12 protein-coding genes are annotated in these 16,028 nt (G+C 63.5%); 5 read left to right on the plus strand and 7 right to left on the minus strand.

Annotated elements, in window-relative coordinates; translation table 11 throughout:
* Positions 1 to 46: 46 nt before the first annotated feature.
* Positions 47 to 478 (minus strand): CBS domain-containing protein, encoded by a 432-nt coding sequence (locus AAF563_21090; protein ID MEM7123785.1) that lies wholly within the window; start codon positions 476 to 478, stop codon positions 47 to 49.
* A gap of 196 nt (positions 479 to 674) precedes the next feature.
* On the opposite strand from AAF563_21090, the gene AAF563_21095 reads away from it, so the two are divergent.
* Positions 675 to 1,226, plus strand: coding sequence for a GNAT family N-acetyltransferase (locus tag AAF563_21095; protein ID MEM7123786.1), 552 nt, complete (start codon positions 675 to 677; stop codon positions 1,224 to 1,226).
* A 24-nt stretch (positions 1,227 to 1,250) separates the two neighbouring features.
* Here AAF563_21095 and AAF563_21100 read toward each other — a convergent pair whose 3' ends face one another.
* Both AAF563_21100 and AAF563_21105 read right to left on the minus strand, forming a co-directional pair.
* Complete coding sequence (locus AAF563_21100) at positions 1,251 to 1,913, minus strand: XRE family transcriptional regulator (GenBank protein MEM7123787.1); 663 nt, start codon at positions 1,911 to 1,913, stop codon at positions 1,251 to 1,253.
* Positions 1,914 to 1,928: 15 nt separating this feature from the next.
* The gene (locus AAF563_21105) at positions 1,929 to 3,890 is read right to left on the minus strand and encodes an FAD-dependent oxidoreductase (protein ID MEM7123788.1); all 1,962 of its coding nucleotides are present in this window, start codon (positions 3,888 to 3,890) and stop codon (positions 1,929 to 1,931) included.
* Between the two features lie 153 nt (positions 3,891 to 4,043).
* On the opposite strand from AAF563_21105, the gene AAF563_21110 reads away from it, so the two are divergent.
* Entirely contained in the window at positions 4,044 to 5,219 is a 1,176-nt protein-coding gene (locus tag AAF563_21110) for an aromatic ring-hydroxylating dioxygenase subunit alpha (GenBank protein ID MEM7123789.1), read from the plus strand.
* A gap of 10 nt (positions 5,220 to 5,229) precedes the next feature.
* Here the strand turns inward: AAF563_21110 and doeA are convergent, their stop codons facing one another.
* Positions 5,230 to 6,411, minus strand: a complete 1,182-nt coding sequence (doeA, locus tag AAF563_21115; protein MEM7123790.1) for an ectoine hydrolase DoeA — start codon at positions 6,409 to 6,411, stop codon at positions 5,230 to 5,232.
* 233 nt (positions 6,412 to 6,644) lie between these two features.
* Between doeA and AAF563_21120 the strand changes: the two genes are divergently transcribed.
* The 3 genes from AAF563_21120 (at position 6,645) to AAF563_21130 (ending at position 10,079) form a co-directional block, all read left to right on the plus strand.
* Positions 6,645 to 7,010, plus strand: coding sequence for a YkgJ family cysteine cluster protein (locus tag AAF563_21120; GenBank protein MEM7123791.1), 366 nt, complete (start codon positions 6,645 to 6,647; stop codon positions 7,008 to 7,010).
* Positions 7,011 to 7,313: 303 nt separating this feature from the next.
* Positions 7,314 to 8,573, plus strand: a complete 1,260-nt coding sequence (locus AAF563_21125; protein ID MEM7123792.1) for an Hsp70 family protein — start codon at positions 7,314 to 7,316, stop codon at positions 8,571 to 8,573.
* A 102-nt stretch (positions 8,574 to 8,675) separates the two neighbouring features.
* The gene (locus tag AAF563_21130) at positions 8,676 to 10,079 is read left to right on the plus strand and encodes an MFS transporter (protein MEM7123793.1); all 1,404 of its coding nucleotides are present in this window, start codon (positions 8,676 to 8,678) and stop codon (positions 10,077 to 10,079) included.
* On the opposite strand, the gene AAF563_21135 is transcribed toward AAF563_21130, so the two are convergent.
* From AAF563_21135 to AAF563_21145, 3 genes are read right to left on the minus strand one after another with little or no spacing between them, the layout of a single operon-like run.
* Positions 10,076 to 13,399: an error-prone DNA polymerase gene (locus tag AAF563_21135; protein ID MEM7123794.1), complete on the minus strand. Its 3,324-nt coding sequence runs from the start codon at positions 13,397 to 13,399 to the stop codon at positions 10,076 to 10,078. The two genes, AAF563_21130 and AAF563_21135, sit on opposite strands and share 4 nt — an antisense overlap.
* Positions 13,400 to 13,407: 8 nt before the next feature.
* On the minus strand, positions 13,408 to 15,006 hold the full coding sequence (locus tag AAF563_21140) for a DNA polymerase Y family protein (GenBank protein ID MEM7123795.1): 1,599 nt from the start codon (positions 15,004 to 15,006) through the stop codon (positions 13,408 to 13,410).
* Positions 14,888 to 15,709, minus strand: a complete 822-nt coding sequence (locus AAF563_21145) for an inducible mutagenesis protein A (protein MEM7123796.1) — start codon at positions 15,707 to 15,709, stop codon at positions 14,888 to 14,890. Before AAF563_21145 ends, AAF563_21140 begins: the two co-directional genes overlap by 119 nt.
* Positions 15,710 to 16,028 lie beyond the last annotated feature (319 nt).

Genomic DNA, 16,028 nt, shown 5'->3' on the forward strand with positions numbered 1-16,028 from the left:
GTGCCGCCCGCCCGCGAGATACCGGACTAGCGCATCGCCGTCGTGGTCAGTGTCCGGCGATATAGTGGCGCATGGCTTCGGTTTCGGACTCCAACGCTTCCAGCCGATGCTTGACCACGTCGCCAATGCTGATGATGCCGGCAAGCTTGCCATCGACGACCACCGGTAGATGGCGGATGCGATGACCGGTCATCGTTGCCATGACGTCTTCGATCGCAACGTCCGGCGTCACCGTCACCACGTCGGCCTGCATGATATCATCAACCCTGCAGTCCAGCGCGGCAGCCCCCTTTTCGGCAAGGCACCGCACGATATCACGCTCTGAGACAATCCCAGCGATTTGGCTATCATCCTCGCTGACCACCAACGCACCGATGCGTTCGGCCTTCAGTTGCCGGGACAACTCAGACACCGTCCAGTCCGGCCGTGCCGTCACGACACGGTCGCCCTTTGTTTTAAGGATACTGCTAACGTTCATCGCTTAGCTCCCTCCACCTATATGACGTAGAGACTGAAGCTATGGTTACAAGGCGCAATTGCGCCTACAAATAATAGTGGACGGCATGCGCTCGGCAACTTGAAACTGCGAATCGGTCGCGATGATCCGCCTTCACAAAGGCAGCGTCATCGTGTTCAGATGCACCGACTGCCGTGGACGGATTGGGGACTGATAAGTGCACATAGAAGAATATCGTTCGTCCCAGCAGGAAGAGGTTGCGGCCCTGACCGACAGCATATTCGGCGAGGGCTTCTTTGAAGGACCAGGTGACGACTGGCGTAACCCAGACACGCTGGCGCTCGTCGCCATCGAGGACGATCACGTCGTCGGTTTCGCCAGCGGTCGTCTGCTGCCCGAACATGGCCTGGCGGGCTTTCTGGATAATCAGATAAAGGATGTGCCCGCTGACATCGCCGAAGCCGACTCAAAGGGACGCCTGGGCGTCATTGAGGCCGTCGCGGTCGCTCTCGAACATCGCGGCGAGGGAATTGGCACGAAACTGCTGCGCGTGTTGCACGATCACATCGTTGGATACGGGGCCGACAAACTAATCGTCACGTTCAGGCAGGGACCAAGCTCATCCAGGGTGAAGGATCTGATGGAGCGCCTGGGCTATGAGTTCTGGACCAGCATGGATTCCTATTGGAAGACGCCCGGCGATGACGGCGAACCTGGCGGTGTCGAACGCAGCGGTGTCTGGGAAATCTATCGCGCCAAGGTCTATTGAGCGCGCACGTTTGATATTGCGGCCTTAATCTGCGTCGCCGTCGTCCACGGAGTGACCGTAGCGCAGGGCGACGGGCAGCAATGTCATCAAGACAACGGCAACCTCATCGCCAGGGTTGTGATAACGATGTCGTAGATGGCTCTGGAACAGGAAGCTGTCGCCGGGCTCCAGACGATAAAGATCGTCGCCGATCTGAATGTCAAGAATGCCGGACAGAAGGAAACCGGACTCCTCGCCCTCATGGCCATAGGTGTCGTCGCCCGATGACGCGCCGGGTTCGAATTCGCTGAGCACCATTGCGTGCTGGCCCGCCAAGGTCGGCGAGACCAGGTAGTCGTTCATGCCCAGGTAGTCGGACGTCGCGAGACCGGAATAGGAAAGCCGCCGGCGCTGATCGTGGCGGACGATGTAGCGGCGTTCGCCATCCTCATTGGCCATGTCGTTCTGGAAGAACCAGCCGATCGTGATGCCAAGCGCGTCGCTGATACTCTGTAACGTCCCGACCGATGGTTTCTTCAATCCGTTCTCGATCTGGCTGAGAAACCCGACCGAGCGACCCGTGCGCTTGGCGAGGTCGGCCAGCGTCATGCCGCGTGCTTTTCTGAGGCCGTGTATGTCGTTGCCAAGCCTTTCCGCGATGGTGTCGGCCTGCTCGGCATTCGTATCGGCCTTTTCGGGTTTCGCCATGCGGTCAAACTCCCGTCATAACGCCATGGCGGCTTTGAGGCCTTCAAGCACGGCTTCTTCGGCTGTTCGCGGGCTCAGCGCATCGCCGATCAGTGTGGCGGGCACGCCGATGGCGGCCAGGCTCCCGACAAGATCAGCCGTCCGGCTATGACCTTGGGCCAGGACCAGCGTGTCGACGTCCTCGCAGATGATGGGCTCGCGGTTGATCGTGTGCTGGAAGTAGACGCTCGTGTCGTCGGCGCCGAACAAACCGGCATGGGTAATGACCTCGACTCCCAGCTTATGCAGATCACCGATACCCTCATCCCTGACGATTTCGTTGATCTGCGCGCCAGGCGCAATGCCGTTGACCGCAAGCCGAACCCGGCAACCATCCCGCGCGAGCTTCTCGGCGACACCGATACCGATCCAATCGCACGCCCAGTCGGCAATAACGACGGAACCACCGACATTCGCCTCGCCACGGATAACCGACCACGCGTCGACGACATGGGCGCTGTCGGCGCCTTCCACCTCAGGGCGTCGCGGCACGGCGCCGGTTGCGATGACGACGGCATCGGGCGCGCGCTCCCGCACGAATGCCACATCGGCCTCCACGTTGCGCTCGACCCTGACGCCGGCGAGCTCAATCTCACGCTGGAAGTTCGTGATGATGCCGCCGAACTCTTCGCGCCCCGGCAGCATTTGGGCAAGGCGCGCCTGACCGCCGAGTTGGCCATCTTTCTCGACCAACGTCACATCGTGGCCGCGCTCCGCGGCAGTGGCAGCCGCCTTCATGCCACCTGGACCACCACCGATGACAAGCACCTTCTTCGGTTCGCTCGCCGGCGATTTCTCGTGGGCGAACTGTGTCTCGCGCCCGGTCTCGGGATGCTGAATGCAGGAGATCGGGTAATAGGAAAGCCGGTGGCCCACGCAGGCCTGGTTACAACCAATGCAGGCGCGAATGTTGTCGAACGTGCCCTTTTCGGCCTTAACCGGGAAGTCGGGATCGCAAATCAACGCGCGAACCATGCCAACCATGTCGGCCTGCCCCTGGGCCACCACCTCTTCGGCCATCTGCGGCTGATTGATGCGGCCACCGACCAGGACGGGTTTCGAAATGCGCTGGCGGATGGCGGCGGCCTGCGGCGCCCAATAGCCGTGCGGCACCGCCATCGACGGAAAGACATGGAGCCACCCCGCCGCGGAAGCTGAGTAGCCACCAATGACGTTGACATAATCGACCAGGCCGCTGGCATCGAGCGCGTCGCAGATCTCCAAGGTCTCGTCGACGTGCAGCCCCTCCTCCGCCATTTCGTCGGCGGAGACGCGCACACCGATGACCGTCTCGTCATCGGTTCGTGCGCGAATGGCCTTCAACACTTCGAACAGGAACCGCATGCGGTTGTCGAAGCTGCCGCCGAACTCGTCATCGCGCAGGTTGGTGCGCGGGTTGAGAAATTGGGCGACCAGATAGCCCATGCTGGCCAGCACCTCGACACCGTCGAAGCCGGCCTCGCGCATATGTCCGCCGGCCCGGCCAAAGGCCTCGATGACATCCCAGATCCAGTCGGCCGGCGCGGGATACGGGATCAAGCCGTAGCGGTCATGGGGCACGTCCGACGGCGCAAAGGCGGCGCGCTTTGATCCGTCTGCCGACGCACGGTTTGACGCGCCGGGATGAAAAAGCTGCCCGAAGAGCTTGCAGTCATAGCCGTGCAACGTGCGCGCCAGCCGCGAGAATCCCGGCACCACATCCGGGTTGCCACCGGAGATGTATTTCGACGGATTGTCGAACGAGGGATGCATCGACATGCCCTCCACAATCACCAGTCCGACACCACCTTTCGCCCGCGCCTCGTGATAGGCAACCAGCCTGTCGCCGACCTTGCCGTCCTCCACCAACGAGGTGCCGTGAGGCGGATAGAAGAGCCGGTTCTTGATGGTCAGACCGCCCAGGTCGACCGGCGAAAAAAGGTGGGCAAAGCTGCTCATGGGATCATACCGGATAGCGCAAGTGGCCGGGAATCGAGCTTAGGTCGACATGATCGCGTGGTTAACATATTGCCAATTTTTTTACAATTCGTATAACTGTTGTTCCGGGTTCAGCCTTGGGGCGGTTGAAACCTGCCGAACGGAGAGATCGCGATGGGTGTGCCGTTTGAGAGCCTGTATGCCGAGGGCGATGTTATGGCCATGCTGGGAGACGACGCACTCCGGCGCCTCGACCTCCCGCTTGCCGAGGCGTCCGGGCTACCGAACCTCGCCTACACCAGCGACGCTTGGCAGCGCCTGGAGAACCAGCGGCTCTTCGCCCGTACCTGGTGTTTTGCCGGCTACACCCATGACCTCCCCGACACCGGCGATGCGGTGCCGGTCGAGGTTGGTGGCATGCCGGTCGTGCTGGTGCGTGACCAGCAGGGCGACGTGCGCGGCTTTCACAATGTCTGCCGCCATCGCGGCGCGACGCTTTTGGAAGAAAAGGCATGCGGCCTGAGGTTTCTGACATGCCCCTATCATGCCTGGGCCTATGACCTGACGGGCGCGCTTAGAACCCGGCCCCACTTTCATGGCGGCGACAAACACGACGTCAGCGCCGATGGGAATGGGCCGGGGCTGAAGCCGGTGGCGACGGCCGTCTGGCACCACTGGATCTTCATCAACATGGATGGCCAGGCCGAGCCCTTTGACGACTTCATCGCACCGGTCGCCAAACGCTGCGACGGTTACGCAATCGACACCGCGCATTACGCCGGCTCGCTCGACTTCGACGTCGCGTGCAATTGGAAGCTGGCACTTGAGAACTACATCGAGCCCTATCACGTGTTTGCCGCCCATCCACGCCTGCACAGCTTCGTGCCCATGGCTGAGCGCGAGCCGTCCAAATGCGATGGGCACGTGTTGTGGAACTACTATCAGTTTCGCCAGCCCGAAGAGGGACGCGGTGTTGGCCTGCCGTACTTTCCGGGCCTGACGCCGGACCTTGCATCGCGTGGCATGTGGTTTGTCGCGGTTCCCAACTTCGCGTTCGAGGTTTACCCCGACCACATCGCGACCTTCATCGTCACGCCCTTGACACCCGCCATGTCGCGCGAACGCATCGACATCTACCTGGTCGGTGAAGCGGCCGAGGGCGAGCAGTTCGCCAACCAGCGCCAAGCGGTGTTCGATACCTGGCACGATCTGAACAAGGAAGACCTTGGCGTGATCGCCCGACTGCAGCGTGGCCGGCTTTCGCCCGGCTACGATGGCGGCCGCTTTTCGCCCTATTGGGACGAGGCGCCGCTGGAGCTATCGCGCCAGATTGTCAAGGCGATGCTTTAGTCGGTGACGCCTAACTCTTGATGAAGAGTCTGCGCGGCGTCCGGCAAAGCGGTTCGCCGCCACTTTCGTCGATGCGAATGCTCTCGCTGATCTCGATACCCCAGTCGTCGAACCACAGCGCCGGCATGAAGTGAAAGGTCATGTCGGTCTTCAGCTCCGATGTGTCGCCCGGCCGGAAACTCATGGTTCGCTCACCCCAATCCGGCGGATAACTGAGGCCAATGGCGTAACCGCAGCGGCTTTCCTTCTCCAGGCCGTGGCGCGCGATCGCCTGGCGCCATGCCGCTTCCACCATCTCGCAGGTGTTGCCGGTGCGCGCGGCTTGGAGAGCCGCCTCGATACCCTCCAGCATCGCCTTCTCGGCATCCAGAAAGGCCTGCGGCGGTTTGCCAAGATAGACTGTGCGCGACAGCGGGCATTGGTAGCGATGATAGCAGCCGGCGATCTCGAAGAACGTCCCGGCGCCGGCCTCCAACGGCTTGTCATCCCAGGTCAAGTGGGGCGCGGAGGCATCCGGGCCGGTCGGCAGCATCGGAACGATGGCCGGATAGTCACCGCCGTGACCGTCAACGCCGCGAATGCCGGCCTCGTAGATATCGGCGACCAGATCGTTCTTGCGCATGCCGGGCTCCATACGGTCCAGGATGCGCGCATGCATGGCGTCAACGATGCCGGCGGCAATCTTCATATAGGCAAGCTCGGTCTTCGACTTGACCGCGCGCTGCCAGTTCACCAAGCCGGTCGCATCGACGAAGGTCGCGTTCGCTAGGTTTTTGTTTAACGACCGGAAACACGCCGCGGAGAAGTAGTAGTTGTCCATCTCAACACCGATGGCCACCTTGCTCCAGCCATTGTCCTCGATGATCACGGACAGATGATCCATCGGGTGACGCTCGGTCGACTGAACATAGTTGTCGGGATAGCCGATGATGTGATCGTCATCCATGTAGACGGTCCGCTTGGCGCCCTGACCGTCCATGCCGCGACCGTACCAGATGGGTAAGCCGTCGCCCGGCACCAGAACGCATTGATGGACGTAGAACGACCAGCCGTCATAGCCGGTCAACCACGCCATGTTCGATGGGTCGGTGACAATGAGGAGTTCGACGCCGGCGCCTTCCATCGCGCCGCGAACCTTCGCCAGCCGCTCGGCATACTCGCTGATGTCAAAGCGCGGTTCGCAATTTGCCATCTTTCCCCCATATGTGTGTTGCGATCGCACCGGGCAACAGTGCCGAGACAACACCCGTCGAATGTCGCCAACATCCAAATTCAGCCGAAAGATAACCGATCAATCGGTCACAAACAGCGACACGTTGGGGACAGCTTTGCAAAAAACACTCGCAACTTCTTTTGCGGTCAAGCAGTGTGCACACCGCATAACCGCCCCGCGCCGGGCATCGTGTTTTCGCGGAGAGTGTGGTCATGGGATGTAAGTACAACTGCAACAAGTGTCCGGCTTACTGTTGTTCGTACGCACGCATCATCGTCACGGACAAGGACATCAAGCGCCTGGCTAAGCACCACGGTCTGTCGACCCAGGAAGCGAGGAAGAAATTCACCAAAAAGGGCGAGGAACCCGGCGAGCGGATCCTGCGCCATCAGATTGACGAGCATTTCACGTCGATCTGCATGTTTCTTGACCAGGAGACACGCGGCTGCACGATCTATGAGGGACGACCCGCGATCTGTCGCGAGTTTCCCGGCAAGGGCCGCTGCGGCTACTACGACTTCCTGACGTTCGAGCGTGAGACACAGGAAGACCCTGAATGGGTCGCGACGACGGACTGAACACCACGGCCGGCTTGATGGTAGTTGTGGTGTTTGCCCGCTTGTAGCGCGGCAAGACCGATAGCGCCTGCGCTGCATGGCGCCACTGTTGCCGCCATGTTTTTCGCCATGACTATCGATTGAGTCAGATCAGTGCTGACCGCGGCGCGACGTCGGACTCACGTTCGGCCGCGCCCACCAAGTCGTTTTCAGTTTTCCGGATGCGCCGGATTCTAAGGCCAAATTGCAGACTTGTGAAGGGCCCAAATCTGTCGAGAGTCCGCGCCCTCGCCATCGTTGGAAACGATAAAGGGAGCACAGGACATGACCCTTGCATGCGGCATTGACTTCGGCACCTCGAACTCCTCCATCGGCGTCTGTCACGCTGGTCAACACCACCTTCTGCCCATCCAGGACGGCGCGACATCGGTGCCGACAGCGCTCTTCTTCAGTTTCGACGACGACTCCACGACCTTCGGCCACGCAGCGCTAGAGCGGTATTTTGCGCACGAGACCGGCCGCTATATGCGCGCGATAAAGAGCCTGCTCGGCACCGAATTGTTCGCGGAGACAACGCAGATCAAGCGCCGACGCTACGGGTTTGACGAGATCATTACGACTTATCTCGGATTCCTGCGCACGGCCGCCGGTGAACACCTCGGTGAACTACCGACACATGCCGTGCTCGGGCGCCCGGCCTTCTTTGTCGATAACGATGCCGAAGCCGACGCCGAAGCCCAGCGCCAGCTTGAAGCAGCCGCCCGGGCCGCGGGGTTTGACGAGATTGTCTTTCAGTTCGAACCAATTGCCGCGGCGCTTGACTACGAACAGAGCATCGACAGCGAGCAGATCGCCTTTGTCGCCGACATCGGTGGCGGCACGTCCGACTTCTCTGTCGTGCGGGTCTCGCCAGAACGTGCGCGATCACGGGACCGGCGCCAGGACATTCTGGGCTTCGCCGGCATACGTATCGGCGGCACCGATTTTGACAAGGAGTTGGCGCTGTCGCGCGTGATGCCGGCGCTGGGGCTGCGCAGCCGACTTCGTCACGCCGGCCTCGTTGCGCCGTCCTGGTACTTCCACGACCTCGCGACCTGGCACCGCATCAATTTCCTCTACGACCCGAAACTGCTGACGGAGATCCGTGGCTTGTTGCGAGAGTCCGCGGAGCCTGAGAAGATCAGGCGGCTCTTGGCCGTGCTTGAGAAGCGCAAGGGTCACGAGCTCTTGGCGGGTGTCGAGACGGCCAAGATTGCGCTGTCGCAAGCCAATCGCACAACGTTCGACCTCGCCAGGCTTGCCGATGACATCTGTCTGGAGATCGACCGGGCCGAGCTGGAGATGGCCATTGCCGGCAGTCTCGAGCGTATCGGCGCGCGCATCGGTGATGTGTTGCGCCTGGCCGACGTCGAACCGGACGCGGTATCTGCGGTGTTCCTGACAGGTGGCGCCACCCGCATGCCTTCCCTGCAACAGGCGATCACCGAAGCCATACCCGACACACGGCTTGTCGCGGGCGATGTCTTTGGCAGTGTCGCCAAAGGCCTCGCCCTTGAAGCCGCGTCGTGCTTCGCGAACGGATGACGGACCACGCCACCGGCAAGTGATCGCCGGACGTTTGACGGGTGGGCTGTGCGCATCTTTGTGCTAGATCTGGTCCTCACAGGGTGCTGGAGGGGGCACGAGATGACACAGCGTGAGGCGCCACTCACAAAGCCGGAGATGGTCGGCCTGGTGGCGATGGGCCTCTCCATTCTCGTCATCGCAATTGATTTCACCGCGCTCTCCGTGGCGCTGCCGGCCATGGAGTCCGATTTCGGCTCCGACGTGACCACGGTGCAATGGGTCATCAGCGGCTACGCGCTGGTATTCGGCATGTTCATCGTTACCGGCGGGCGCCTCGCCGACATGTTCGGCCGCCGCCGCATCATGTTTATCGGCATAGCCATCTTCTGTCTCTTCTCCGCCCTGGGCGGGCTTGCCTGGAACGTCTGGGTTCTTCTCGTGGCCCGTTGTTTGATGGCGGTCGGCGCAGCGCTGACCTGGCCCGCCATTCTGGGCATGACCTATGCGCTGGTGCCCGCCAACCGCGCCGCGCTGGCCGGCGGCATGATCATGGCAGCGGTCGGCTTCGGCAACGCGGTGGGACCGCTTCTGGGCGGCACGCTAACTGATCTCCTGAGTTGGCGTTGGATCTTCTTCGTCAACCTTCCCGTGGGCGCGGCGGCGGTCCTGATCACCTGGATCGTGGTGGCGTCCGACAAGCCGGAGGCGATCGAGGAGAAGGTCGACTATGCCGGCGTGGCGACGCTCTCGCTTGGCCTGTTCGCGCTGCTGCTGTCGCTCGACATCGCAACCGATTTCGGCTGGCTCTCCGCACCCGTTCTCGGCCTCTTCGTTTTCGCCGCGGTTGCTCTCGCGGCTTTCGCCTGGGTCGAAAAGCGCGCTGGTCCGGAAGCTCTGATGCCAAAGGACGTGCGCACCAACCGCACCTTCATCGCGACCGGCATAACGACACTGCTGCTTTCGGCGATCTTCTTCGCGGCCCTGGTCTATATGCCCCAGTTCATGACCGAGAAGTTGGGCTATTCGGCTATGCAGGCCGGCTTCGGGATGCTGCCGATGATGGCGACCTCCGCGCTTGTACCGCTGGCTGCCGGGCCACTTTATGAGCGGCTCGGCGCAAAGTTCACCCTGGCCACCGCGGTGGCGTGTCTGGGCGGCGGTATCTTTCTGCTGTCGTGGCTGGCGCCCGGGACGACGTTCCTTGATCTCGTGCCGGGACTGCTGGTTCTGGGCGTCGGATCAGGGTTGTTCTATGCCTCGATCACAACGACCGCCATCACCGCGCTTGACCCGTCCCGGTCGAGCCTGGCCGGCGCGACCATCTACATGTTCCAGGTCGCCGGCGGCGCCATCGGTCTGGGCCTCAACACCGCGCTGGTGGTCTCCGCGTCCAGCCTGGATCAGGGCATCAACACCGCGTTCAGACTAGACACGATCCTGGCGGCCTGCGGCCTCCTCGTGGTCGTGTTGTTTATCGGCAGCAGGATTGACCGCGAAGGCGACGCGCGCGGGAGCACACCCTAATGAAAGTCGCGTGACTTCGGCACGAGGTCGCGCAGCAAGCGGGGGTGGCGGCCCGGCGTAAAGTGCGGCAGGCGCGCGGCATCCGATTTTCTTGTCTTGGGGATCTGATAGGCCGGCGGCGGCGGCAGTTCGGTCTGATAGGGATCCTTGCCCGGCCGCCTGACCTCGTCGGCATGGGCGAGCGCCGGTTTCAGATCGATACCCTGCTCCGACAGGCGCAGCAGCTCGACCGACCAGTCTTCCAGGTGATCGGCGACCACGTGGATGATGTCCTCGTGGCGCTGGATGCGGCCCTTCACCATGACCAGACGACTGCCCATCACGACCTTGCGGTACGTCTCCTTTACCTTCGGCCAGACCACCGCGTTGGCGATGCCGGCCTCGTCCTCCATGGTCATGAAGACGACGCCCTTGGCGCTGCCCGGGCGCTGGCGCACGATGATGATGCCCGCCACCATCACCCGCGCGCCGTTCTTGAGCTCTCTGAGATCGGTGGTCGGTATCACACCGCGCCGGGCGAAATCCTCGCGCAGGAAGGCGAGCGGATGGGCCTTCAGGGACAGCCGCAGGCTCTGGTAATCGTCGACCACGTGTTCGGAAAGCGCCATCGCCGGCAAGGCCACCTCGGTTTCCGGCCCGGCATCGCGGGTGTCAGCGGCCAGGAACAGCGGCAGCGCCACCGTGTCGGGCAGCGCCTTGACCCGCCACAGCGCCTGGCGCCGGTCGATCTTGAGCGAGCCGAAGGCATCGGCGGCGGCCAGGCGCTCCAGCACGGAACGCGGCACGCCGGCGCGCGCATGCAGTTCGTCGACATCCGCGTAGCCCGAGCCACGCGCTTCCATGATCTTTAGCGCGGCTTCTTCGTTCATGCCCTTGATCTGGCGGAAGCCCAGGCGCACGGCAAGGCCGCCTTTTGAGTCCGGGCACGGCTCGATCGTGTTGTCCCAGTCGCTCTTGTTGATATCGACATGGCGCACCCCGACACCATGCTCGCGCGCGTCGCGCACGATCTGGGCGGGTGCGTAGAACCCCATGGGCTGCGCGTTCAAGAGGCCGCAGCAGAAGACGGCGGGCTCGTGGCATTTGATCCAGGAGGAGACATAGACGAGCAACGCGAAACTTGCGGCGTGGCTTTCCGGGAAACCGTATTCGCCGAACCCCTTGATCTGATCGAAACAGCGCTGGGCGAATTCGGGCTCGTAACCGCGCTCGATCATGCGCCCGATCATCTTTTCTTCCAGCGTCTCGATGGTGCCGCGCCGTCGGAAGGTCGCCATGGCGTGACGCAATTCGTTGGCTTCGTCGCCGGTGAACTTGGCGGCGTCGATGGCGATGCGCATGGCCTGTTCCTGGAAGATCGGCACGCCCATGGTCTTGCCGAGCACGCGGCGCAGCTCGTTGGCGTCACCGTGGGCGGGATCGGGCGCGGGGTACGTCACCTCTTCGATGCCGTCGCGCCGGCGCAGGTAAGGATGCACCATATCGCCCTGGATCGGCCCGGGCCGGACGATCGCGACCTCGATCACGAGATCGTAGAAGATGCGCGGTTTCAAGCGCGGCAGCATGTTCATCTGGGCCCGGCTCTCGACCTGGAAGACGCCGAGGGAATCGGCCCGGCACAGCATGTCGTAGGTCGCGATGTCGTCCATCGGAAAGTAGCTGGCGAGGTTACGGTCGACGCCGCGATGCCGCGCCATCAGGTCGAAACACTTGCGGATGCAGGTCAGCATGCCGAGCGCCAGCACATCGATCTTCAGGATGTTGAGCGCGCTCAAATCGTCCTTGTCCCATTCGACGAAGGTGCGGTCCTTCATGGCCGCGTTGCCGATCGGCACGACCTCGCTGAGCGGGTCCTGGGTCAGGACGAAGCCGCCGACATGCTGGGAAAGGTGGCGCGGGAACCCGGTGAGCTCGGTGGCGAGCGCGATGGCGCGTTTCAGGGTCGGGTCGGCCGGGTTCAGGCCGGCCTCGCGCACATGCTCGTCGGGAATACCGTCATCGGACCAGCCCCAGATCGTGCTGGCGAGCGCGTTCTGCACGTCCTCGGTGAGCCCCATCACCTTCGTCACCTCGCGGATCGCACTCCTGGCGCGATAGCTGATGACGGTCGCGGCGATACCGGCGCGCTGGCGCCCGTAGCGCTCATAGATGTACTGCATCACCTCCTCGCGCCGCTCGTGCTCGAAGTCGACATCGATATCCGGCGGTTCGTTGCGCGAGGCCGAGATGAAGCGCTCGAACAACAGGTCGACCTCGTCCGGATTGACCGAGGTGATGAAGAGGCAATAGCAGACCGCCGAGTTGGCCGCCGATCCCCTGCCCTGGCACAGAATCTCCTGGCTGCGCGCCCAATAGACGATGTCATAGACGGTGAGGAAATAGGGCGCGTAGTCGAGTTGGTCGATCAGCGCCAGTTCCTTTTCCAGGGTCGCGCGTATCTTGTCGGGCACGCCGTCGGGATAACGCGTGGCCGCCCCCTTCCAGGTGAGGTCTTCCAGATGAGCTTGCGGCGTCTTGCCGGCCGGCACCGGTTCGTCGGGATAGTTGTAGCGCAGTTCGTCGAGGGAAAAGGTGCAGCGCGCGACGATCTCATGAGTGCGCGCCAGCGCGTCGGGCCACAGGCCGAACAGGCGCGCCACTTCCTCCGGCGCCTTCAAGTGCCGTTCGGCATTGGCGTGCAGCCGGTGACCGGCATCGTAGATGCGACAGCCCTCGCGGATGCAGGTGACGACATCCTGCAAGGGCCGGCGACGCGGCACGTGGTAGTGGATGTCGCCAGTCGCCACCAAGGGCGTGCCGGCAGCCTCGGCCACCTGGGTCAGGCGCGCGATCCTCGCCCGGTCATCACCGCGATAGAGTTTGCTGGCGGTGAGATAACAGGGCTCGCCAAGCCGCTCGGCGATATCCCGCGCCTGCGCAATGAAATCCTCCTGGGACCAGCTTTCCGGCGGCACGATCATGAAGATCTGGCCTTCCGCGTGAGCGACGACATCCTCCAGGGTCAGATGGCACTCGCCCTTCGGCGCGCGGGTCTTGCCCAGGCTCAACAGGCGGCAAAGCCGGCCATAGGCCGCGCGGTCGGTCGGGTAACAGAGCAGCGCCGTCTCATCCATCAGATCGAGGCGGCAGCCAACGACGAACCGCATGTTGTGTTTCTTGGCCGCGGTATGAGCGCGCACGACACCGGCCAGCGTGTTGCGGTCGGTGACCGCGATGGCCGTCATGCCCAGTTCCTTGGCGCGCACCACCAGTTCCTCCGGGTGCGAGGCGCCGCGCAGGAAGGAGAAGTTGCTGGTGACCTGAAGTTCGGCGTAGTCCATGGGCGGCCTCAGGCAAACAGCCCGTGGACATACCAGCGCGGCGGCCCGTCCCGCGCTTCGCCTTCATAAAGACCGTCGCGGTAGAGCCAGAAGCGCCGGCCGGTCTCGTCCTCGACGCGGAAATAGTCGCGGGTGCCGCGCGCGCCGGGCTCGTTCTTCGCCCACCATTCCGGCCCGATGCGTTCCGGTCCCTCGGCGCGTTTGACGTCGTGGATCTGGCGGCGCCAGCGGAAACGGATCGGCGGGCCGTCCGTCACCTCGGCCATGACCTCGACGCTTTCGGGCTGGTCGAACAGGCGTAAGGGGCGCGGCGGCCGGTTCGTCTGCCAGACCACGGTCTCACATGGCGGCCCGGCCAAGGCGGACCGGCGCCGCTCGGCGCGCTCGGGGATATGGCTTTCATGGGGCTCGCGCCACAGCACCCGTTCCGGCCCAAAGCGGTTGATCAGCCGGTCGATCAGGGGTGCCAGGGATTGACGTTCCGGCAGGGCCTGACCGCTCGTCGCCCAGACCTTCTGGCGCGGCGTCATGGCCTCCACACGGGCGGCGCCAAGCACCAGAAGGTCGATGCCGAAGCCGGGATCGATCTCTTCCAGACGTTCGGCGAAGAGACGCTGGAAATGACGGGTGTCGCGGCTCGGCACCGAGGTCGCGACGGTCAGCGGGAAGGCCGTGCCGTCGACCCGGTAGGCGGTGAAGACGAGCGTGCGCGCGCCCTGCTGGCGTTCCTCCAGCGACGGCATCAGATCCTCCAGCAACTCGGCCAGCGCCCGTTCGATGATCGGCAGATCGAAGATCGGCTCGGCGCAGTTGCGGCTGACGCGCAGGACCGGCGGCATGGCCATGGGCACGATCGGCTCCTCGACCTTGCCGAGCGCCTGGTCCAGGCGGCGCATCACCGCCTGCGCGCTGTCGCGGGCATCGAAGCGGCGGTAGAGCGCGTCGCGCGGGAGATCGTAGAGATCACCGATGCGGCGCAGCCCGAAACGGCGGAGATCGGCGCTGACGTCGTGGGAGAGACGCAGGCCTTCGACCGGCAGCCGCGCCAACACCGCCTTGCTGTTATCGCCTTGCACGATGGCTTCGGCACCATGGCGCGCGACGGCCCAGGCTGCGCCCGGCGTCGCGGCGAGACCCAGGCGCGCGGTGATATCCGCCTTGGCCAGACGTTCGTTCATGTCGTCCAACATGGCGGCTTCGCCGCCGAACAGGTGGTCGCAGCCGGTGGTGTCGAGCCAGATGCCGTCGGGCTCTTCGTCATGGCTGAGATCGACCGCAACCCAGGGGCTGTAACGGCTGCACCAGCGCGCGAGCTTTTCGAGCGCGCGCCGGTCGGCGGCGAGATCAGCGGGCGCGCTCGCCAGATCCGGCACGATGGCGCGCGCGTCGGTGAGCGCCATGCCCGGCGTAAGGCCATCGCCGGCGGCCGGCGCGTTGACCGCGTAGAGGCGCAAGCCTTGAGCCTGTTTGCGGACCAGGACAAAGGGCTTACGCGGTCCGGCGCTGGCCGGCGGCGAAGGGCGCGACAACGCCCGGCGCCGCTGAAGCGCGCGGCGCCACCGTTCGATCGGCCAGGCCGGTAGCCACAGCGAAACGATGCGTCTCATGCGACCATTCCAGGGTCCAGCTTTGCGGCCGCGCCCCGGCGCGCGAGCGCAACAAGTCGATCTGCCATCGCGTGCGTCCGGGCGCACGGGGTTCAAACTGATCCGCCACGCTGGGCGCCGCGGTAACCGCCCAGCGTGTCCAGGCCGCGCTGGCGCTTTGATCGGCGGTGCCACGAATCAGAAACGGCGTGATGCCGGTTTCCTGGGCGGCGAGGCTCAGGCGCCGGCTCGCGGTCAGGTCCGCTTCGGCGACCTCGCCGACCACGGCGACCGGAGCACGGCTCCTCAACCCCTCCTCCATCGCCCAGAAGACGTCGATGTCACGGCGCAACGCGACATGGATCAGACGGCCGGGATCAAAGCCCAGGTCGACAAGCCCCGGCCCATAAAGCGCGCCCGCTTGGCGCATGCCGGCGAAACGGTCGCACCACAGGACAAAGCCCGGCCCGCAGGCGCGCTGCAAACGCAAACAAAGCGCCACAGCAAACCCGGCCGCCGCGCCGCCGTCGCCGAAGGCCGCAGGCCTCACCTCATGCAAACGGTCGCGCAGCAGGATGTCACCGGCAAACGTGTCGTCGAGCATCCGGTCACCGAAGGTCCAGCGCCCGGCCGACGGCCCCGGCTGGGCCGTCGTCTCGACCTCGGCCAGGCACGCCCTGAGCGCCGCCAGGGTCTGTTTTTTATCATCGTCATGGAGCGCCACGCGCATCGTTTGGAACTACCAAGATCCTTGTTTATTCCCTTTTTGTTCTCATTCTCTGCTGACATTGTCAAGACACCCGGCGATGTCAGTGGGCTTCCGGCAAAACGAAAAGGTCAGAAAACGAGCCTAAAACAATCAATTAAAACAAATAGTAAGAGGATGTTTGCTAGCATCAGTCGCGCCAGAGGCCTGACATCATCGTGACAAACAAAGAAAGAACATGGCCGTCCCGGCAGTCAACAGACCTATCCTTGCGGGAGCAGCGTACCCGCTCTGCAACGCAACGCTGAATCCGGCGACTCGCGGCTTTAGGCGGGCA

It is taken from the genome of Pseudomonadota bacterium, assembly GCA_039028155.1.
GTDB lineage: Bacteria > Pseudomonadota > Alphaproteobacteria > SP197 > SP197 > JANQGO01.

Coding starts and splice junctions, on each gene's coding strand:
- AAF563_21100 (MEM7123787.1), bottom strand. CDS start 1,913: ATGGCGAAACCCGAAAAGGCCGATACGAATGCCGAGCAGGCCGACACC.
- AAF563_21140 (MEM7123795.1), bottom strand. CDS start 15,006: ATGAGACGCATCGTTTCGCTGTGGCTACCGGCCTGGCCGATCGAACGG.
- doeA (MEM7123790.1), bottom strand. CDS start 6,411: ATGGCAAATTGCGAACCGCGCTTTGACATCAGCGAGTATGCCGAGCGG.
- AAF563_21130 (MEM7123793.1), top strand. CDS start 8,676: ATGACACAGCGTGAGGCGCCACTCACAAAGCCGGAGATGGTCGGCCTG.
- AAF563_21110 (MEM7123789.1), top strand. CDS start 4,044: ATGGGTGTGCCGTTTGAGAGCCTGTATGCCGAGGGCGATGTTATGGCC.
- AAF563_21125 (MEM7123792.1), top strand. CDS start 7,314: ATGACCCTTGCATGCGGCATTGACTTCGGCACCTCGAACTCCTCCATC.
- AAF563_21105 (MEM7123788.1), bottom strand. CDS start 3,890: ATGAGCAGCTTTGCCCACCTTTTTTCGCCGGTCGACCTGGGCGGTCTG.
- AAF563_21135 (MEM7123794.1), bottom strand. CDS start 13,399: ATGGACTACGCCGAACTTCAGGTCACCAGCAACTTCTCCTTCCTGCGC.
- AAF563_21090 (MEM7123785.1), bottom strand. CDS start 478: ATGAACGTTAGCAGTATCCTTAAAACAAAGGGCGACCGTGTCGTGACG.
- AAF563_21120 (MEM7123791.1), top strand. CDS start 6,645: ATGGGATGTAAGTACAACTGCAACAAGTGTCCGGCTTACTGTTGTTCG.